Annotated in this window: 17 protein-coding genes; 9 read left to right on the top strand and 8 right to left on the bottom strand. The window is 60.9% G+C overall.

Translation table 11 applies throughout. From position 1 onward, the window contains the following. Positions 1 to 180: 180 nt before the first annotated feature. Positions 181 to 1,023 carry an aldo/keto reductase gene (locus tag LMTR3_RS30725; RefSeq protein ID WP_065748981.1) on the top strand — a complete coding sequence of 281 codons (843 nt, stop codon included), beginning with the start codon at positions 181 to 183 and terminating at the stop codon, positions 1,021 to 1,023. Between the two features lie 88 nt (positions 1,024 to 1,111). Here the strand turns inward: LMTR3_RS30725 and LMTR3_RS30720 are convergent, their stop codons facing one another. Genes LMTR3_RS30720 through LMTR3_RS30710 form a run of 3 tightly spaced genes read right to left on the bottom strand, consistent with a single transcriptional unit; the run spans position 1,112 to position 4,931 of the window. Further along, entirely contained in the window at positions 1,112 to 2,701 is a 1,590-nt protein-coding gene (locus tag LMTR3_RS30720) for an ATP-binding protein (RefSeq protein WP_065748980.1), read from the bottom strand. Beyond that, positions 2,701 to 3,405, bottom strand: a complete 705-nt coding sequence (locus tag LMTR3_RS30715) for a response regulator transcription factor (protein WP_065748713.1) — start codon at positions 3,403 to 3,405, stop codon at positions 2,701 to 2,703. The genes LMTR3_RS30720 and LMTR3_RS30715 overlap by 1 nt, the downstream gene beginning before the upstream one ends. A 35-nt stretch (positions 3,406 to 3,440) precedes the next feature. Beyond that, on the bottom strand, positions 3,441 to 4,931 hold the full coding sequence (locus tag LMTR3_RS30710) for a DUF4153 domain-containing protein (RefSeq protein ID WP_065748712.1): 1,491 nt from the start codon (positions 4,929 to 4,931) through the stop codon (positions 3,441 to 3,443). Positions 4,932 to 5,225: 294 nt separating this feature from the next. Here LMTR3_RS30710 and LMTR3_RS30705 point away from each other — a divergent pair, with 294 nt between their 5' ends. Continuing rightward, complete coding sequence (locus tag LMTR3_RS30705; protein ID WP_065748979.1) at positions 5,226 to 6,527, top strand: glycoside hydrolase family 3 N-terminal domain-containing protein; 1,302 nt, start codon at positions 5,226 to 5,228, stop codon at positions 6,525 to 6,527. 42 nt (positions 6,528 to 6,569) lie between these two features. Here the strand turns inward: LMTR3_RS30705 and LMTR3_RS30700 are convergent, their stop codons facing one another. From LMTR3_RS30700 to LMTR3_RS30690, 3 genes are all read right to left on the bottom strand, one after another. Next, entirely contained in the window at positions 6,570 to 7,745 is a 1,176-nt protein-coding gene (locus LMTR3_RS30700) for an OpgC domain-containing protein (RefSeq protein ID WP_502686683.1), read from the bottom strand. 177 nt (positions 7,746 to 7,922) lie between these two features. After that, positions 7,923 to 8,198 carry a hypothetical protein gene (locus LMTR3_RS30695; protein ID WP_065748710.1) on the bottom strand — a complete coding sequence of 92 codons (276 nt, stop codon included), beginning with the start codon at positions 8,196 to 8,198 and terminating at the stop codon, positions 7,923 to 7,925. Between the two features lie 169 nt (positions 8,199 to 8,367). Then, positions 8,368 to 9,006, bottom strand: coding sequence for a S24 family peptidase (locus LMTR3_RS30690; RefSeq protein ID WP_065748978.1), 639 nt, complete (start codon positions 9,004 to 9,006; stop codon positions 8,368 to 8,370). 130 nt (positions 9,007 to 9,136) lie between these two features. Here LMTR3_RS30690 and LMTR3_RS30685 point away from each other — a divergent pair, with 130 nt between their 5' ends. From LMTR3_RS30685 to LMTR3_RS30680, 3 genes are read left to right on the top strand one after another with little or no spacing between them, the layout of a single operon-like run. Continuing rightward, on the top strand, positions 9,137 to 9,670 hold the full coding sequence (locus LMTR3_RS30685; RefSeq protein ID WP_065748977.1) for a GcrA family cell cycle regulator: 534 nt from the start codon (positions 9,137 to 9,139) through the stop codon (positions 9,668 to 9,670). Continuing rightward, positions 9,667 to 9,837, top strand: coding sequence for a hypothetical protein (locus LMTR3_RS38760; RefSeq protein ID WP_176722033.1), 171 nt, complete (start codon positions 9,667 to 9,669; stop codon positions 9,835 to 9,837). The genes LMTR3_RS30685 and LMTR3_RS38760 overlap by 4 nt, the downstream gene beginning before the upstream one ends. A 47-nt stretch (positions 9,838 to 9,884) precedes the next feature. Further along, on the top strand, positions 9,885 to 10,460 hold the full coding sequence (locus LMTR3_RS30680) for a DUF6456 domain-containing protein (RefSeq protein ID WP_065748709.1): 576 nt from the start codon (positions 9,885 to 9,887) through the stop codon (positions 10,458 to 10,460). Here LMTR3_RS30680 and bamA read toward each other — a convergent pair. Continuing rightward, a complete protein-coding gene (bamA, locus tag LMTR3_RS30675) occupies positions 10,441 to 12,786 on the bottom strand; it encodes an outer membrane protein assembly factor BamA (protein ID WP_245320056.1) in 2,346 nt (781 codons plus the stop codon). The genes LMTR3_RS30680 and bamA overlap by 20 nt on opposite strands. 238 nt (positions 12,787 to 13,024) lie before the next feature. On the opposite strand from bamA, the gene LMTR3_RS30670 reads away from it, so the two are divergent. Next, entirely contained in the window at positions 13,025 to 14,077 is a 1,053-nt protein-coding gene (locus LMTR3_RS30670; RefSeq protein WP_065748708.1) for a hypothetical protein, read from the top strand. Positions 14,078 to 14,097: 20 nt separating this feature from the next. On the opposite strand, the gene LMTR3_RS30665 is transcribed toward LMTR3_RS30670, so the two are convergent. Further along, a complete protein-coding gene (locus LMTR3_RS30665; protein WP_065748975.1) occupies positions 14,098 to 15,654 on the bottom strand; it encodes a winged helix-turn-helix domain-containing tetratricopeptide repeat protein in 1,557 nt (518 codons plus the stop codon). Between the two features lie 144 nt (positions 15,655 to 15,798). On the opposite strand from LMTR3_RS30665, the gene mddA reads away from it, so the two are divergent. From mddA to LMTR3_RS30650, 3 genes are all read left to right on the top strand, one after another. Next, on the top strand, positions 15,799 to 16,575 hold the full coding sequence (mddA, locus tag LMTR3_RS30660; protein WP_065748707.1) for a methanethiol S-methyltransferase: 777 nt from the start codon (positions 15,799 to 15,801) through the stop codon (positions 16,573 to 16,575). A gap of 30 nt (positions 16,576 to 16,605) precedes the next feature. Beyond that, the gene (locus LMTR3_RS30655) at positions 16,606 to 17,028 is read left to right on the top strand and encodes a GFA family protein (protein WP_065748706.1); all 423 of its coding nucleotides are present in this window, start codon (positions 16,606 to 16,608) and stop codon (positions 17,026 to 17,028) included. A 320-nt stretch (positions 17,029 to 17,348) separates the two neighbouring features. Then, on the top strand, positions 17,349 to 18,611 hold the full coding sequence (locus LMTR3_RS30650) for a CaiB/BaiF CoA transferase family protein (protein ID WP_065748974.1): 1,263 nt from the start codon (positions 17,349 to 17,351) through the stop codon (positions 18,609 to 18,611). Positions 18,612 to 18,660: the final 49 nt, after the last annotated feature.

Below are 18,660 nucleotides of genomic sequence, written 5' to 3'. Positions count from 1 at the left end.
GGACCCATAACCACAGCCGTGTGTGGTGTGTGTGCTGTAGCCCCAGCACGGCGCAACCATGAACGGCCGTGGTTATGTGTCCCGGGTCGCGCTTCGCTTGCCCGGGACGACGTTTGAGGGGACATCATCGCCCGTTTCGTCTATGGTCCGCGCGGCTCCATGGACGAACGAGGCGCGACCTTGCAGAAAAGAAAATGCGGCACCGATAACCCCGACGTCTCCGTGATCGGCCAGGGCACCTGGTATCTCGACCGCGGCGACCGCAAGGCGGCCATCGCTGCGCTGCGCCGTGGCATCGAAACCGGTATGACCCATATCGACACCGCCGAGATGTATGGCGATGCTGAGCCCGTGATTGCCGACGCGATCGCGGAGCTGCCGCGGGAAAAGCTCTTCCTGGTCTCAAAGGTGTTGCCGAGCAACGCCTCGCGCCGCGGCACTATCACCGCCTGCGAGCGCTCGCTGAAGCGGCTGAAGGCCGATTATCTCGACTGCTACCTGCTGCACTGGCGCGGCTCCTATCCGTTCGAGGAGACGGTGGCGGCGTTCGAGGAGCTGGTGGCGAGCGGAAAGATCCGTTCCTGGGGCGTAAGCAATTTTGATTCAGATGATCTCGATGAACTCGTCGATATCGCGGGCGAGGGCAAGATCGCCTGCAACCAGGTGCTCTATCATCTGCAAGAGCGCGCGATCGAACATGCCGTGATCCCGTGGTGCGAGAGGCATGGCGTCGCCGTCGTCGCCTATTCGCCGTTCGGCCACAATGACTTTCCGTCGCCGCGCAGCAAGGGCGGCGAGGTGCTGCAGGCGATTGCCGATGCACACGAGGCGACCCCGCGCCAGGTCGCGCTGGCGTTTCTCACGCGCACGGCGTCGGTGCTCGCGATTCCAAAAGCCTCCAGCGCGGAACACGCGGCCGAGAATGCGCGGGCAGGGGACTTGAAGTTGAGCGAGGCCGAGATTGGCGCCCTCGACAAGGCTTTTCCACGCGGCCCCAAGCCGCGGGGTTTGCCGATGCTGTAGCCTCTCCCTCCACGGTCTGAACATCTTCGCGGGGAGAAAGGCTCTCACTGCGAGTGCAGCGGTTCGCCGATAGACTTGCTGACGGACTTCAGGCGGCCGGAAACAGCAGTTCGAACGCGACGCCCTTGTCGGACGGCAGGAGCCGGATCGATCCGCCATGGCTGGTCATGATAGCCTGGACGATCGAGAGTCCCATTCCCGTGCCGCCGGTGTCGCGGCGCGTGGTGAAGAAAGCGTCGAAGATCTTCTCCCGGTTCGCTTCGGATATCGGATCTCCATCATTGCTGACGATCATCCTGACGGATCCGTTTTCCTCAGCCGCTTCGAGCCGCACGGCCTTGGCGTTATGACGGATGGCGTTGTCGGTCAGATGCGACAGCACGATCAGCGCCTTTTCGCTGGACATGCCGATCGAGCGGTCCAGGCACCCCGTTGCGTCGATCGCGCGTGTCGGAAACCGGCTCTTTAACCCGCCAATCACCTGCGACAGCTCGGTCTGCTCATTCTGCGGCGCGGCCTCGGCGCGCGCCAGCTCGCGTAAGCGCCGGGTCATGGCTTCCAGGCGCCCGGTGTCCCCCAGAATGTTCGATATGAAGTTCTTCTGCTCCATCCGGGTGAGGGTGTCTGTCTTGCTCTGCAGGGAATCCAGCAGCAGTTCGGCAGCACCCTTGATCGATGTCAGCGGCGACTTCAATTCGTGGGTAAGGTGGGCCGAGAAGGTCGCGATGTAATCCGACCGCCGCGACAATTGTTCGGCCATGTCGAGAAAACTGTGCGACAACTGGGCAAACTCGCGCGTGCCGTAATGGGCGAGAGGCCGAAATGCATCGCGATCGCCACGGCTGATGCGCGCGGCGCGATCGACCAGCTCGCGCATCGGGCGGGTGATGGTTCGGGAGAATACCAGGCCGATAACGATGGTCGCGAAAACAACCGCAAGTGCCGCCAGAATGAACTTGCCGCGTTCCTGATAGAGGTGATCGAAGATGTTGCTCGGGGTCCTCGACGTATAGATCACGCCTGCGACACGGTTGTTGACGATGACAGGCATTGCCGAGAATACGTGGACGCCGACGCCGCGGCTGATCGAGTAGATCGGAGGAGGAGGCTTGTCGGGTTTGCGAATCCGCAGGGCCGCCCGGTATTGTCCCTTGAGCGCTGTGGCTATCTCCTCGATATGAGCGAGCGATTGGCCTATCTCGTCGCGGCCGGCTATCACGACGCCATGGGGATCGAGGATGCGGAAGCCGGCCAGCGTGACTTTCTGGGTTTCCCGGATAATCGGCGTCAGCCGCGAGCCGATCTCGACATAGGGTTGCGATGCGGGTGCGCTTGCCGGAAGTGCGTCAGGCCGCCGCCGAAGCAGGTCGGCGCCGGCAGCGAGATCGAGCGCGGGTCGGATCGGCGTAAGCTGGTCTTCCCGGCCCAGGCGCGCCTCGGGCGGAATTTCGGCGCCGAGCGCAATGCCGGCGTTAAGGCGAGTTTCCACTTCCCGCGCATAGACCGCGGCAAGCACCCGGCTTTGCGCGATCAGCTCGGCCTGGGTTTGGTGAATGAGCTGGTTGTCATAGAGGCGGAAGAAGAATAGTCCGACCAACGGCAGTGTCGCCGCAGCGGTGAGCGCGGCAAAAATGACCTGTCCTACCGACGGCCGCCATTTTTCAGCCTTGCGAGGCATCATGCCTGGAGCTCGCATCGCCCGAGCTTGAAGCCAACGCCGTGAATGGTTTCGATGACAGTGTCGCAGTTCACGGCGGACAGCTTGGCGCGGATATTGCGGATGTGGCTGTCGATGGTGCGATCCGAAACCTGGATGTTGAGCTGATAGGCGGCGCTCATGATCTGCTCGCGGCTGAAAACGAGCGTTGGCCGTGTCAGGAATGCCCTGAGGATTCCAAACTCGATGGCCGTCAGGCGCAGCGGCTTGCCCGCAAACTCGGCAATATGCTGGCCGGGATCGACGAACAACTTGCCCTGCGACAGCGTGGCAGTGGATGCCTTTGCGTCCTGCCCGCGCGAAGTGATGCGGCGCAGGATGACGTTTACCCTCGCTACGAGTTCGCGCGGGCTGAAGGGCTTGGTGACATAGTCGTCACCGCCGATCTCCAGACCCAGTACGCGATCGATCTCGTCGTCGCGCGCGGAGAGAAACAGGATCGGAACGTCTGAGGCTTTCCTTATTTCGCGGCAGACGTCCAGGCCGTCGAATTCCGGCATGCCGATATCCAGGATGATCAGATCCGGCTTGTCGGCGGCAAAGCGGGTCAACGCTTCCTTGCCGTCGCGCGCTTCAAAGACGGTCATTCCGGCTTTCTTTAGTGCAACACGGATGACCTCGCGTATATGAAGGTCATCGTCAACGATGAGAATGCGGTGCGTCAAACGTCTCTCCCCGGCGCAATCGGCTTGCAGTCGAACTAACCTGTGGTCGAACTCTTCGGTTGGGCTTCCAGGGCACGCTGGAGGCGCCAACTCCGAAAACCCCAGGAGCGCCAGGAAGCGGCCTCTTTCGCTTGCAGTTCTACAAGGCAACTACGGCGGGAAACAAGGGCCGGATCGAACCCGCGAAGGGCGATGGCCCGGTCTATGGCAGGCAACGCCTGTGGCCCGAGGGATAGCAGATAGTTCATATCGATCCACACTCCTTTGCCGCCCGCTTCGCGGCTATGGTTGACATTATAGTCAGCGATGATGGCGGCGAAATTCACCAGTGAACAGATGTAGAGGGTCGCCGTCAGGGTGATGAGGTTGGCGCGGATCAGCCAATCATTCGAGCGGTTCAGCGCGATGCGGGCGACGATGAGCATGAGGCCCAACGCGACCAGTACCATCCAGATGAAAGCCGCGACGCGCCACCAGGTCAGCAGATAAATCTGGACATAGAGATCGAGGCGCAGGATCGACGACATCACCAGCAGAACATTCTGCGCCACCCATAGATAGACCAGCGGCCGGATTACGTCCGATTGCTCGGCGGGCCCACCAGGCCTCATCGCGGCCAGAACGAAGCCAGCCGCCAGAAGCGCCGTGACAATAAGGGGATAAGCGCCGCGATGGGCGTAGGAGGCGTAGCTGATATCTGCGGGCAAGGCCACGTTGCCCCAGAGATAGATCGCATCGAGGATGGTTTGAACGGCGAACAACAAGTTGAACAGGACCAGCGAACGCAGGATCGTCGCGACGCCGAAGAACTCCATCCGGTCCGATCGCGGCGCCTGGTCTAGAACCGCCGCTTCGACCACGGCGGACGAAACCGCCATCTTGCTGCGCCACCAGACATGGATGAAGGGCCATGTGGTCGACAGCGCCACAGCCCAGAACAATATCCGGCCCAGGCTCAGATAAGAGGCGGCGCCGCCCGGGTTCATGAGGCGGATCCACTTCTCCAGCAATGGATTTGCCGAAACCAGCAGAAGAACGAAGATGCCGCCGAGGGCCACGGGAACGAACCAGATCGTAAGACCGGTCTTCAGTGTCGGCAGATTGAACAAGGCGATGGCGTCCCGAAAAAACCTGAAGGGGCCGACCAGAAACAGATCGCATAGCGCCGCCGCCTGTTCACTGAGCTTGTACCTTTGCAGATTGGTGGTCAGCAACAGACCAACGCCGAGCGCCAGAATCATGAAGGCCAGAGAAGCCGCGTTGAATTCCTCGATAGCCGGTGCAAGTCCGGCCAACACGAGCACGCCGGCCAGCAGCATCCGACTTCTGTTCAACGTTGCGAAATTGGCGGTAAGTGAGCCCAGAGCCAGTGCGAGCGCAAAGACGACCGCAGAAATTCCGATTTGTTGGCCGTAGAACAACCAGTCGGCCAGGGCTGCCAGCGCCACGGCAATCGCGGGTTTGACCGGGAGCGGGCTCGCCTGAGCGGAGCCTGCATCGGATGCCGGCGTGGTGAGATCGGTCATTGTTGCGCTACCTGTCTGGAGGGGAAAATTGCAAGCCAGCGCCGTCGCGGGTCGCTCGCATAGCCACCACCCGTCGTTAGCTAGTCTTGTGGGAACAGGCATTCGATAACCGCCGCTGAGTTGCAAGGCGGACTATCTGGCGCAGTTGTGCAATTGGTTGGAGCGCCGTCTGCAAGAGTTCAGGATTTTTATGCAGTTTCCGTGCAGGTGCGGTTATGCGCTCGCGCCGGCGAGACAAGTTTGATACGGGCAATGCTCTCGTCCGATCCCCTTGCCCAAGCTCCCATCATTTTCATGCAAAGTCTCAACCGTATCGGCCTGATCCTGGTCTGGTTCGCTGGAATAGCCTTCGTTTTCGCTGCTGCGAACAAAAACGATCCCTATCTGATTTCGCTGCGGGGAACGGGAAACGTTGCTCTGGCTACTGCGAGCGTGATTGCCGCCGTCTTGCTCATCCGCTGCGGTTACTGGAGAAGAGGCGTTGCGGGAAGGGCGCTCATACTGCTGTGGTGCCTGCCATTGCTGTCGATGCTCGGTGCGCATGCTGCGTTTGAATGGCGCAAGCAACGGGTTCTGCGGGCCGATGCCGCACAGGTGCGCAGCCTTGGAAAGCATTTTATCGTTGGGTACTCGTCATTCCCGGAGGTTTCAGTTCTCGCCGAGAAGGGCCTGATCTCCGGCGTCTACATCACCAAGCACAATGTCGCGGGATCGTCGGCGACGCGTCTGAAAGAGGAGATTTCGGCGCTGCAGGCAAAGCGGCGCGCTGCCGGCCTGCCGCCCCTGATCGTCGCGGCCGATCAGGAGGGCGGCATCGTATCGCATCTGGCGCCGCCCTTGACCAAGCTGCCGGCGCTATCGACGCTTGCGAGGCTGGCGCCGGATGTGCGCGCCGAGAAAGCAGAGGCATTCGGGCGCACCCACGGGCAGGAGCTGGCGGCGCTCGGTGTAACCCTGAATCTTGCGCCGGTGCTCGATTTGCGACCTGAATTGAAGCGCAACCGGTTCGACTTCAACACGCTGATCGGCCGCCGCGCGATTTCCGATGATCCGACCGTCGTCGCCGAGATCGCGCGGGCTTATGTGAACGGCCTCGAAGCGTCCGGCGTTGGAGCGGCCGTCAAGCACTTTCCGGGGCTCGGCCGCGTGCGAGCCGATACTCATCATTTCAGCGCCGACTTGGATGCGCCGCTCGATGAACTCGAAGCGTCGGACTGGATTCCGTTCAGAAAGGTGCTGGCCGGCACGAAAGCGCAACTGATGATCGGGCATGTGACGCTGACGTCGGTCGACCCGGACCGCGCCGCGTCACATTCCAAACGCGTCGTCGACGGCATCATTCGCAAAAAATGGAGCTATCAGGGCGTTATCATGACCGACGACCTCGTGATGGGAGCAATCTATCAACGCAATGTCTGCACGTCGGTGGTCGAGGCGCTCAATGCCGGCGTCGATCTGTTGCTGGTCGCCTTCGACGGGGCGCAGTTCTATCGCATCTTCACCTGCGCCATGGCGGCGTCGGCCGAAGGCAGGCTCGACGCCGCCATGTTGGGAGACAGTGAGACGCGGCTGAAAGGGGCGTTCCCTGTGGATTGAGGGACCGCAGTGCGGGGTCGGAAGGCAAGACGCCGGCGCGAACTACTTCGCGAACCGGCCTTCCTTCGGCAGATCCGTCATTGCCCGGGTCCGGAATGCGGGCTTGTGATCCTGCTGTTTGGACCACGACACATAGTAGGCGATTGCTGTCATGATCGAAATCCCGGCGAAGCTGACCAGGACATGCAAGGCAAGCGAATTCGGGCCCGTGATCAGGACGAGATGCGCGGCAAACGAGAGAAATACCCCGGCGCAGAACACGGCCAGCCATTCCTGGCCGCACTTCATGATCGGCTGTAGCGCCTGCCATCGGAATCCGCGCCAGCTCCGCGGCACCATGTAGGTAAAGAGAAAGGCCAGCGCCAGGAAATGAAGCACCCCGTGGGGGGCAAGGTTCTCCCCATCGTTGGAAGGAAAGGCATCGCGCAGGAAATCCGGTACGATGCCAGCTTGTGGAAACTTCCCTGCAACTGTGACGACCAGCGCAAAGAGCAGGTACAGCCATGCCGCGGCGCGCAGGATTGCGAGGCCCTGGAGGGTGCGTATGGCGTGCACCTGCCTGGCACCGCCTAGCGCAAACCAGGCGCCGAGCACAAACAGGAGCTGCCAGCAGAACGGGTTGAGATGCCAGCGTCCGTCCGGAAACGAAGACAGATTCCAGTCGAGCAGGCGGGATGCGAAGTAGAGACCAATCGATCCAGCGAGCGTAAGGTTCGGCCGCCGCATCATGCCGAACAGCACGATCGGAAAGAACGCCATCAGCACGATGAACAGTTGCAGCACGTCGAGATTGAGCGGCTTGGCCTGAAGCAGCAGGCCGTGAATCAGCGTCCGGATCGCATGGTCGACGATCCCCGTAACATTGAACTCGCCGATGAGTTCGGGGGCACGGGATCTGCGCGCGACATATCCGATCAGTTCGATATAGATCACGAACAAGACGACGTAAGCGGCGTAAAGCTGCCACAGGCGCTTGAAAATGCGGGTCGCCGAGACGACGAAACCGCGTTCCAGTATCATCTTTCCATAGAGGATCGCGGCCGTGTAGCCGCCGATGAATACAAACAGGTCGGTGGCGCCGCTGAAGCCGAAATTGCGCATGGTCAGCAGGCTCACCGCATTGTGCGGGACGTGATCCAGAAAGAGAAACCAGGCCGCGATACCAAGCAGCAGACAGAGTCGGAGATCGCGGTCGCGCGCGGCGAGCTCGGCCTTCATTGACGGATACATTTTTGGCTAAGACTTTACATGTCGGAGGAATCGAATCGCGAATCTAGCGCGATTGTCCGCACCGTCGGAATAGACTTTGCGTGAAGAATAATTAAGCAAGTTGTCGGCGATTAAAGCCCGCCCGGCAATCACAATGTTTTGAGGGAATAGCGCGACCGAACGTGATCACGCTCTCTCGTGCTTGCGCAGATCGCGGATGTGATCGAAATGGCTGGTCTGCAGATCGGCGGCCGTCGCGCCGATGTCGGGAAGGGCCGCCTCGTTCAGAATATCGGCCGTGACATCTTCGACCGAGCAATCCGCGATTTCGTGGATGAAGCTGATATTCTTGTACTCGCCCGACGCCACCCGGGAGATGACCTCGCGCCTTGTGATTTCCGGATCGACAATAGCCTCGCGACCGCGGCGGCCGTAGTCGATCATCACGACGAAATATTGCATGCTGGCGATCTGACCTTATCCCGCGCGCCGGAATCTACCAGAAGAAGTATTTCTGAAAATCGGAAATTAGTCAAGCAAAAATTCCGAAAAACAGAAATTGCGGACAGGGTCGACGAAGCCGTCACGCCTCGGCAGGATTTGTTGATTCGGAAGGCGCAAGCTGCCTTGATTACTTTTCCGCCGTGCGTCCGCCGGTCGCCCTTGCTGCCTTGCGCGAGCGGGCCGCCGCCTTGTTGCGCAATCGTTCGATCTGGCCCCTCGGCAGGGTGACGCAGATCTCGCCGATCCATTCCAGCTTTACGCCGGTGATCGGCTTGGCATTGAAGCTCGTCAGGTTGACCGACGCCGGGGATTTTCCGCGCTCGATCGTCTTCAGATAACGCTCGCCGGTCTTCAGACGGACCGCGGCTTCCTCGCCGTAGAAGCTCGACAGCGGGTGGCGCTGCTCGCGATAGACGACGATAACATCGCCATTTTCGTACTTTGGCAGCATGGAATCGCCGGCTACCTCGAAGGCGATGGTTTCTTCCGCGATCGGAAAGGGCAATTCGACCTCGCCGAGGCCTTCCGGCGGCACCTGCTCGTGTTCCGGCTCGATCGAGGCGCCCGCGCCCACCCGCCCCATGATCGGCACCGAATTCAGTTCGAGATATTCGATGATAGGCGCGATTTCAGACGCCTTAATCAGCCGTATCCCGGACAGGATTTCGGAAACCGCGCCGGGACGAACGCCCATCGCGGCGGCCAATCCGCCCTTGGTCTTGCCCGGCTTTTCCAGGCCCCGCTCGATCAACCTGATGTCCAGCATGATCACACCTTTCCGACTTTCAGAAACGATATCAGTTCCGATTATCAGAAATCAAGCTTGACTTTCATTTCGGAATATCAGAAATTGATTGCCGGCGTCGGGCGGCGTTGACAAGAGCAAGGACAACAAGATGGAACTGTCGAACTGGGCGCCCGAGCACTCGGACGCGCTGCGGGAATTTCTTGCCAAAGGCATGAGCTATTCGGAGGCCGCGCGAGCGATCAATTCACGATTCAATACGTTCTACACTCGCAGTGCAGCGCTCGGGCGCGCACGGCGCCTCGGACTAGGAGCTGACGATCGCCTGCAACCGTCTATGCCCACCAAGCCGGCGGACCTGCACGACATCGGAGAACCTCGTGCCAGCGATTCCAGGACGTCTGCGCTTGTCTGGCCGGTGCCGTTGTTTAAGGAGATCAAGCCGCTCAAGCTGCGCTGCGCTGCGATCGAGCCACGGCATATCTCCCTGGCCGAGCTGGAGAGTGGTGACTGCCGCTATCCCTATGGCGGCGATGAGGAGAGTGAGGATATTACTTTCTGCGGTCATCCGCGCCGCCCGGGTTCGGCTTACTGCACGCCGCATTTTCATTTGAGTCGCAACCCGGTCGTGCCGTCCGACTACGCGGTGAGCACCGCTCTGCTGCGGATGTTGGAGACGGCATGACGCACGCTGCTGTCACATGCTTGGTCGACAGGCTGAAACGGCTGCCGCGCCGCCATCGAATCGCTCACCTGAGTGCGCTGATCGGACTTCAGCCGGAGGGCTGCGGCCGCCGGCGCGAATTGTCCGAATTGCTGCGCGACGAGATATCGAGCACGTCAACCGAATAGAACTTCGGGTCGATACCGGAATTCACTGTTTTCAAGGAGCACATCAGATGCCGAGAGCCAAACGCCGAAAGCCATACGATCCCGCCAAGGCGCATGACCGAAGGTCGCGCGATTTGTTACGCAATGCCGAAGTCGCAACGGTCGAGGTCGACAATCCGCTGGCGTTGGAGCCGGGCGAAAAGATCGTTGCCTTGCGTTCGATTCGCAACGACCCCCTCGCTCGGTTACATTCCCACCGCCAGATCGACGAGGCGCAGTACCAGGCGGGCAGGGCGTTCCAGAGCGACTGGGAGAAGGCGGAGCGCGGCCCGCGCGCGGTCGATCCGACCCGGGAATATGTCGATGGCGGGCAGCGGCGCGAACCGATCACCGAGGGTCAACGCAAGGCGGTGCTGCGGTTGAACCGCGCCGAGCGCGAACTTGGGGCGGACGGCTCGGCGCTAGTGCATGACGTCCTGGTCCAGGGAATGACCATGGAACAGGTCGGCGAGCGGAGGGGACTGCGTACCAAGCGATGGCATGACTATTTTTCAAGGCGATTGCGCGAATGCCTCGACCGGTTGGCGCTGTTGTACGGGTTCGCGACGGAGCATCCCGTCCCTGTCAAAACCCTCCCGCGCTGAAGCGCAGAGGCTGCACCACGTCATAGGCCGCCTTCGTCAACGGTACGGCGTAGTCGACGGTCAAGGCGCCGAATGGCGAGGCCCAGGTCAGGCCGGCACCGACCGACGAGCGCACGACATTCTTGTTGGCGACCTGAAGCGATGCCGTCGATCCGCTGTAGCGGAATACGCTTCCGGCGTCGACGAAGGCTGTGGCCCTGAGGCCGTATTCGTTGGGCACGCCGGGAACCGCGCTCTGCAGTTCGGCGGTCGTTGCCCAGTAGGCGCTGCCGCCGACATTATCCATCGTGGTGCCCGGCGTCAGGTCGCGTGGGCCGAAGCCGTTGGGAGCAAAGCCACGCACCATGGTTGGGCCGCCGAAGAAGTTGTTCATCAGCGGCACCCGCTGGCCGCCCCAACCGGTAACGTAGCCGCCCTGGGCGCGCACCATGCCGACCAGGTCGCTATTGAGCGATTTGTAATAGCGCACGTCTTCCGTGGTCTTCAGGAATTTTACGTCGCCGCCTAGTCCAGCCAGATCCTGGCTGAGCTGCGATCTGATTCCGCTGGTTGGGCTCTTTGTGTTGTCGAGCGTACTGTAGGTCGTCGTACTGCCGGGGGCGGAGACCCATGTCGGGCCGGCGGCGGCCGCCTGCCGGACAGCCAACGAGGGCGTCAGGCCGGAGCTGTTCGGCGATAGCGTGATGTTCTGATTGTAGATCGAGTAGCGCCACTGCACGCCGAGTTCCTCGTTGATCGGCGTGCCCAGTTGCAGCCTCGCGCCGTAGGTGGTGCTGCCGTAGGATTGGTAGCTATTGGCGTCGTTCTGGCGCCCGAAAAGTTCGATTCCGGCGGCGACCTTGGTGCCGAGAAAATACGGCTCGGACGCCGCCAGGTTGATGCCGCGCGCATATTGGCCGTAGGTGAAGGTGGCCTGCACATTCTTGCCCGTGCCGTAGAAATTTCGCTCGCCTACTTTGACCTCCACAAGTGCACCATCGACTGTCGAGTAGCCGCCAGCGATGTTGAAATCACCGGTTGCCTGGTCAACCGCCTCGACGTCGAGGATGACATGATCGGGCGCCGAGCCAGGCCGATTCGATATTTTCACCGTCTTGAAGTAGTTCAAGTTTTTCAGGCGCCGTTCGGCCCGATCTATCAATGTCTTGTTGTAGGGATCACCTTCTGCGATATCGAATTCGCGCCGGATCACGTAATCGCGGGTTCGCGTGTTGCCGTGAATTTCGATCCGCTCGACATAGGCTCGAGGCCCCTGTTCGATCACGAACGCAACGTCGATGCGTTGTGCTGCGGCATCGCGGGTGAGTCGCGGCGTCGCCTGGGCAAAGGGATAGCCGAGCTTCGCCATTTCGACCGCCAGCAGCTCCGTGGTCTTGTCCAGGGTGTTGCCGTCGAACACCGCGCCTGGATGGGCGGTGGGAAGGCCACGAAGCTTGTCGCAGTCCATGCCCGGAACGTTGCAGGCGACGCTGACTTCCCGGAAGTGATAAAGCGGGCCTTCGTCGATTGCGAAGCTCAGCGTGAACCCCTTCGTCGTCGGATCATACTCCGCCTTTGCCGATGAGACGCTGACATCGGCGTAACCTTTGCTGCGGTAGTAGAGCCGTAGCTGTTCCTGGTCTTGCGCGACGCGGTTGGGATCGTAGACGTTACCGCCGGTCAGAAAGCTCAGCATATGGGTGGCGGAGGTCTTGATCACGGCGCTGAGCTGTCGCTTGCCGAAGGCCTTGTTGCCCGTGAAATCGATCTGTCGCACTGGAGTCTTTGCGCCCTCCGTTACGGCATAGATGAGGTCGACCCGGCCGTTGCCGCGGTCGATGATTTGCGGATCGACGCTGACCTCGGCGCGGCCGACACGCCGGTAGGCCTCGATGATGCGGCCGACGTCGGACTGCACGGTGGCGCGTTGCAGCGAGCCGCGCGGCTTTGACTCGATGGCGGCGGCGAGATCGGCGTCCTTGACTTTCCTGTTGCCTTCGAATGCGACGCGGTCGAGTACAGGCGCTTCGGACAGGTGCACGACAAGCCGGTCACCGGCGCGTTCGATGGAAACTTTCTCGAACAGGCCGGTTGCGATCAGTGCTTTCAGCGCCGCATCACGCGCAGCGTCATCGAAATGCCCATCAAGGCTTGCGTGAAAGTGTGAGCGTACGGTCTCGGCGTCGACGCGGCGGTTGCCTTCGACGATGATCGTATCTTGCGATGGAGGCGCGGCTTCGGCGACGGCCGGCGTGGTGAAAATCAAGCCGAGGGCGCCGGCAAGCCGGCAAACGGCCGCCCCGGATCGGAACGATCGGTTGCGCTGCGTGATGCGTCTGATCTCCACGTCCCGCCGGACTCCCAGTTAATGGGCTGAGATCGAATTGCCCGCGCGGGGCGAAAAAATGTCTGGGATAAGGTGAGTTGCGGGCGAGTTTTTCGCGAGGCGCCACAATTTAGACGCCTTCTGTTAATGCCGATTTTCTCAGAATTGTCGCAATGCACGCTTCATGCTTCGCCATCGAGAGAGCCTCGGACGCTCGCGCAGGAACCCGCGCAGGCGTCGACGCTCGCAGGAGCATCACATGCGATATGCCGCCTTCGTTGCCGCTGCGCTCATGCTGATTCAGCCCGCGCACGCAGAGAAGGCGCCGGAGGTCGATCCGCGCGCCTCGCTCGGGGTAGTCCAGCAGTGGATCTATAACTACCGCGCCAAGCCGGACTATGCACATGTCCCCGCAGCCGTGCGGGTGCTGTTTCACTCGCAAACATTCAAGGAGCCGGAGAACGCCGGCATTTACCTGGGCTTTATCGCCGGTGCGATTGGCTCCAACCCCGCCAAGGCCGAGCAACTCATTGCCAGTTTCTTCCCGGTTCGGCCGGAAGACGAATGGGTGATCGTCCGCGCCATCGCCTATTCGGGGCTGCCTGACTGGAGAAACGTTCTGCGCCGGGTCGCGCCACGAATGCCGGGCCGGCGGGTCATGATCGACAGCTATCTGGCAGGCAAGCTGCCGACTTTGGCCGACATCCCGCTGGAAGAAGTGAAGCCCGGCATGATGGACAAGTTGCGCGGCGCCTTCACCAAGAATCCGTTTGCCAAGGACGAGCGCAAGCTGAACACGACGCTCACATTGGCGAGCAACCAGGATTTGCTGGATACGCTGTGGGGTTACTATTTTGCGACCGGCTCGCATGCCCCGATCCAGCGCATTATCCAGATGCTGCCATGGAGCAAGAGCCGCGACACGGTCGACAAGCTGACGGTCGGAAGCATGGCGCGCTATACGTTGGCAAGCTACGCGATTCGTGATGCAAGCTTGCGCGAATACCTCCGCAGCGAACTTGCAAGGCAACCGGTGGCGGTCAAGGCACCGCTTGCCGAAGTAGTTGAGGCGGCGGACACAGTGCAGATCGCTGCTCTTCGCAAGGATGCGCTGGCCGCCGTGGATGAACTCAAGACCAAGGGCTCCGATAGCCGCCGGGATCTCAGCTTCTGGGGTCAGGTCGGCGTCGGCGCGGTTGCGCTCGGCTGCGTCTCTGCGGCTGCGTTAGGGCAGGTCGCAGTCGGCATTCCCTGTGTGATCGGAGGTTCGGCCTCGCAGGGGTTGCTGTCGTTTTGGGAAAAGCAGCAGTAAGCGAGGCGGGGCGCGGAAGCTCATTCCAATCCGGCGCGGCGAAAGCCTTCGAGATAGTGCTCGCGATCGGCGTCGAGCTTCCAGGGTAACTGCGTCGCGATCCAGGCGAGCGAGATATTCGGCTGAGTCCGGCGCAATTCCTGAAGCGCAGCGCGCGCGAGTTCGATCTGGCCGGTCATGCCGGCGGCGACCGTCAGCACCCGATAGGCGCCGGTGAGGTCGCCACGCTGACGCGTCGCCTCGCGTGCCAGTGCGATGGCTTCCTGATAGTTCCGTCCCACGAACTGGGCGTAGGCGGCAACGCCGTAATAGATCGCCGAAGAGGGATCGCGGGGACTCTGGCGGATGGCGCGTTGCGTCGCCGCATAAGCGTCCATCCATCGGCCGGCATAGGATAGCCCCAGCGCATAGTATCCCTGTGCCAGGGAGAAATTGGGGTTGAGCTGGAGCGCCAGTTCGAACTCGGCCAGCGAATGGTCGAGCCGGCGCGTGGAGAAATACACGCTGCCGAGGGCCGTATGAGCCCAGGCATCCTCGCTGTCGGCGGCAATCGCCGCCAATGCTGCTTGCTCGGCGACGGGTGCTGCGGTTGCAAGATCCGTCCAGCCGAGATGCACGCCGAACATGTGGTTGGTCGCGAACAGCGCCAGCGCCTGACCGTAGTCCGGATCGAGCGCAATCGCGCGTTCCAGCAGCGCTTGCGCGGCGAGGCTATCGGGTCGCGTTACACGCCAGTGATGCGACAGCGCCCGCATCACCAGGTCCCATGCGTCGATGCTGTTGGGCGGCTTGCGACGGCTGCGAAAATTCTCCGCCGCGTAAATCTGCGGCTCGATCGCGGTGACAATAGCATCCGTGATCTCGTCCTGTACCGCGTATACGTCGGTCAGATCGCGGTCGTAATGCTCCGCCCAGATGTGGCTGCCGGTTGCCGTATCGTTGAGCTGCGCGGTGATGCGCACGCGATCGCCGCTTCTTCGCACACTGCCTTCGACCACGTAGCGTACGCCAAGCTCGGCAGCGACCCGCCTCATATGCACTGGCTTGCCTTTGTAGGTGAATGACGAGTTGCGCGCGATCACGAAAAACCAGCGCAATTTGGACAACGCAGTGATGATGTCCTCGCTAATTCCGTCGGAGAAATACTCCTGCTCCCGGTCGCCGCTCATATTGTCGAACGGCAATACGGCTATCGCCGGCCGGTCGGGCAGCGCGAGCCCCGCACGTGGCTGTTCTGCTTCCGTGGACAATGCGGCCTGTGCATCGCACGGCCGATTCACGTCGCCGACGAAGCGAACCCCTTTTCGGGGAATGGTGCGGATGAGTCTCTGTTCCTTTCCGTTGTCGCCGATCGCATTGCGGGCAGCATTGATCCGGCTGTCTAGCGTGGAATCCGAGACGATCCGCCCACCCCACACCAACGCAATGAGATCATCCCGGCTGACCACGCGATCGCGGTGCTTCAGCAGGTGAACCAGCAAGTCGAATACTTGCGGCTGCATCGCAACCAGATCGCCGCCACGGCGCAGCTCGCGACGATCGGTGTCCAGGATGTGATTATCGAAGTTGAATCTCACCTGCCTCATCGCATCTGTTCTCAAGAAACAATCAAGTCCGTCTCATGAAGAGATCAAGCGTCAGGCAAAGACCTGTCGCCGTTCTCCGCGCATCCTGCCAAAACCGGGAGTTCCAATCCCATTGCCCGGAGCGGAGCCAATTTCATGACGGAAACTCAAACCCTCAGCCCGGCGATGCCGGGCCATCGAGTGCTAAGATTCACTGCATTTCTGTTCGGAGGTGTGGCCTATCTCACATTTCTGTTCACGATTCTGTACGCCATCGGGTTCGTCTCGGGCCTCGCCGTGCCGAAGACGATCGATACCGGCCCGAAAACGGGGATATTGGAGGCAATTGTCGTCAATCTCGGGCTGATGTCGTTGTTTGCCATTCAGCATAGCGTCATGGCGCGCAAATCGTTCAAACACTGGTGGACGCAGTTTATTCCAAGATCTGTCGAGCGCAGCACTTATGTGCTGTGTGCAAGCCTGACACTTCTGTTGTTGTTCTGGCAATGGCGTCCGATGCCGGATGTCATCTGGAATGTCCAAGAGCCTGAAATGGCCATGGTGCTCGCGACGCTGTCGTTCGTGGGTTGGGTGATCGTGTTCACGAGCACCTTCCTGATCAATCATTTCGAACTGTTCGGATTGCATCAGGTCGCCAACAATCTTGTCGGCCGCGAGATGCCGGCACCAGTCTTCCGGATGCCGTTTTTCTACCGGTTTGTCCGACACCCGATCTATCTCGGCTTTATCATCGCCTTCTGGGCGGCCCCGACGATGAGCGCCGGGCATCTGCTGTTCGCAGCGGTGACCACGGCCTACATCTTCATCGGCATTACGTTGGAGGAGCGCGATCTTGTCGCCATGTTCGGCGAGGAGTATCTCCGGTACCGGGAGCGGGTTTCGATGCTGTTCCCCTGGCGCAGGTCTAGCTGACCAGTTCTCCTGTAAGGAGGCGGAAGAATGATGAAGCATACTGGAAGCTGTTTTTGCGGTGCGGTCGAGGTCCAGGTCACGGGCGCGCCGGAAGGAATGGGCTATTGTCATTGCCGTTCTTGTCGTTCGTGGTCCGGAGGACCCGTGAATGCGTTCACGCTGTGGAAGCCGGATGCAGTACGGATCACGGCAGGTGCGCAACATGTTTCGACGTTCGAGAAGACGCCGATGAGCCAGCGCAAGTACTGTGAGGAGTGCGGCGGTCATCTGATGACAAACCACCCGGCGCTTGGGCTGGTCGATGTCTTTGCCGCAACCCTTCCGACGCTACCTTTCACGCCCGGCGTGCACATCAACTATGCCGAGACGGTGCTGCCGATGCGGGATGGGTTGCCCAAACTGAAAGATTTCCCGGCTGAGTTCGGCGGGTCCGGTGAAATGATTCCCGAGTAATGGGGACGGGCTTCTGGAGAAGTGGCGACGCAGCGAACATTGTTTGCGGCGTCGGCAGATCAATAAGGCGCTGCTCGACTTCCGGACCTGACCCCCGGGAGCGGGCAGCGTCTTTTTTGGTGCCCGTCACGTCGAGTCTGGACCCTCCAGCTTGGATGCGAGGACATCCCCGCACATGCTTTAAGAGCTATGTCAGCGGCAGGTCCCGCCCTGCAAAATCGGGGTTTGGCGTTGCCCATCCGGTTCCGGTAAGAAAGCCTTGAAGTCGCGGCGAAAACCTTCATTTCGCCAGGCAAAATAAACAAGAGGAAATGCCGGAAATGACTGTCAGGCCGCAATTGCCGGAGCGAACGCCGCGCGCAAAGGGCGAACCGACCGCACTGGACGGTCTACTGGTCGTCGACTTCACCAGGGTCGTTGCCGGTCCGGCCTGCACGCAAACGTTGGCCGATTTCGGTGCCGAGGTGATCAAGATCGAAAACCCCGATGGCGGCGACGATACCCGCCACTATGAACATGCGGAAATCGGCGGCGAGAGCGCGGCCTTCCTCAGCCTCAATCGCAACAAGCGCGGCATTGCGCTCGATTTCAACAATCCTGCCGCACTCGAAGTTGCGCGCGAATTGATCGCGAAGGCCGATGTCGTGGTGGAGAACTTCTCCGGCGGCGTGATGAAGAAGTTCGGTCTAGACTATGCTTCCCTCGCGCCGACCAATCCGCGGCTGATCTATTGCTCGATCTCGGCCTATGGCCGCAAGGGTGAGTTCGCGTTGCGTCCGGGCTTCGATCCGATCACGCAGGCCGAGAGCGGCTTCATGTCGCTGAACGGCTTTCCGGATGGCGAGCCGGTGCGGACCGGTCCGCCGATCGTCGATATGGCGACGGGCATGTCGGCATGCAACGCAATCCTGCTGGCGCTGATCGCCCGCGACCGGCTCGGCCGCGGCCAGCAGGTCGAGGTCGCTCTGATCGACACCGCCGTGTCGATGACCGGTTTCTATGGCATGGCCTACCTCATCAGTGGCGCTAACCCGGGCCGTTTCGGAAATTCGCCGAACGGCTCGCCCACCGTCGGCGTCTATCAGGCATCCGATGGACCGCTTTACATGGCCTGCGCCAATGACCGGCTCTACCGCCGGCTTGTGGTGGACGTGCTTGAACGGCCGGATCTCGTCACGGATCCCGAGTTCGCGCACCGGAAAAGCCGAACTGCCAACAGAGAAAAGTTGCGTGCCATCATCGCCGGTGTCTTTGCGACCGACAGTCTCGAGAACTGGATGGCGAAGATGAAGAAGGCCAACATACCGGTTGGCTATCTGCGAACGGTAGAGGAAGGATTCAACGCGCCGGAAGTGCGCGACCGTCATCGCCTCAGCCGGATCCCGCATCCGACCGCGGGCGCCGTCCCCAATATTGAAACGCCGTTGCAGATGAGCTTGACGCCAACCGTCGATCCCGTGGCGGCGCCGCTGCTGGGTGAGCATACCAGGGAAGTACTCCAAAAGACGCTCGGATACGATGAGCGGCGTATTGCGGCTCTGACCGAGGCGGGAGCTTTCGGGAAAACGGATAACGCGGCTTGAGCGAAGCTGATCTTCGTTCTATCCCGATGTATCTCGCAAACGAATGACA

The sequence above is a fragment of the Bradyrhizobium sp. LMTR 3 genome, from assembly GCF_001693485.1.
Lineage (GTDB): Bacteria > Pseudomonadota > Alphaproteobacteria > Rhizobiales > Xanthobacteraceae > Bradyrhizobium.
The sequence above is the reverse complement of the archived record's forward strand: the minus strand, read 5'-3'. Positions and strand labels throughout refer to the sequence as shown.

Coding starts and splice junctions, on each gene's coding strand:
- LMTR3_RS30695 (WP_065748710.1), bottom strand. CDS start 8,198: ATGCAATATTTCGTCGTGATGATCGACTACGGCCGCCGCGGTCGCGAG.
- LMTR3_RS30690 (WP_065748978.1), bottom strand. CDS start 9,006: ATGCTGGACATCAGGTTGATCGAGCGGGGCCTGGAAAAGCCGGGCAAG.
- LMTR3_RS30720 (WP_065748980.1), bottom strand. CDS start 2,701: ATGCCTCGCAAGGCTGAAAAATGGCGGCCGTCGGTAGGACAGGTCATT.
- LMTR3_RS30710 (WP_065748712.1), bottom strand. CDS start 4,931: ATGACCGATCTCACCACGCCGGCATCCGATGCAGGCTCCGCTCAGGCG.
- LMTR3_RS30680 (WP_065748709.1), top strand. CDS start 9,885: ATGCCGAGAGCCAAACGCCGAAAGCCATACGATCCCGCCAAGGCGCAT.
- mddA (WP_065748707.1), top strand. CDS start 15,799: ATGACGGAAACTCAAACCCTCAGCCCGGCGATGCCGGGCCATCGAGTG.
- LMTR3_RS30705 (WP_065748979.1), top strand. CDS start 5,226: ATGCAAAGTCTCAACCGTATCGGCCTGATCCTGGTCTGGTTCGCTGGA.
- LMTR3_RS38760 (WP_176722033.1), top strand. CDS start 9,667: ATGACGCACGCTGCTGTCACATGCTTGGTCGACAGGCTGAAACGGCTG.
- LMTR3_RS30655 (WP_065748706.1), top strand. CDS start 16,606: ATGAAGCATACTGGAAGCTGTTTTTGCGGTGCGGTCGAGGTCCAGGTC.
- LMTR3_RS30700 (WP_502686683.1), bottom strand. CDS start 7,745: ATGAAGGCCGAGCTCGCCGCGCGCGACCGCGATCTCCGACTCTGTCTG.
- LMTR3_RS30650 (WP_065748974.1), top strand. CDS start 17,349: ATGACTGTCAGGCCGCAATTGCCGGAGCGAACGCCGCGCGCAAAGGGC.
- LMTR3_RS30670 (WP_065748708.1), top strand. CDS start 13,025: ATGCGATATGCCGCCTTCGTTGCCGCTGCGCTCATGCTGATTCAGCCC.
- LMTR3_RS30685 (WP_065748977.1), top strand. CDS start 9,137: ATGGAACTGTCGAACTGGGCGCCCGAGCACTCGGACGCGCTGCGGGAA.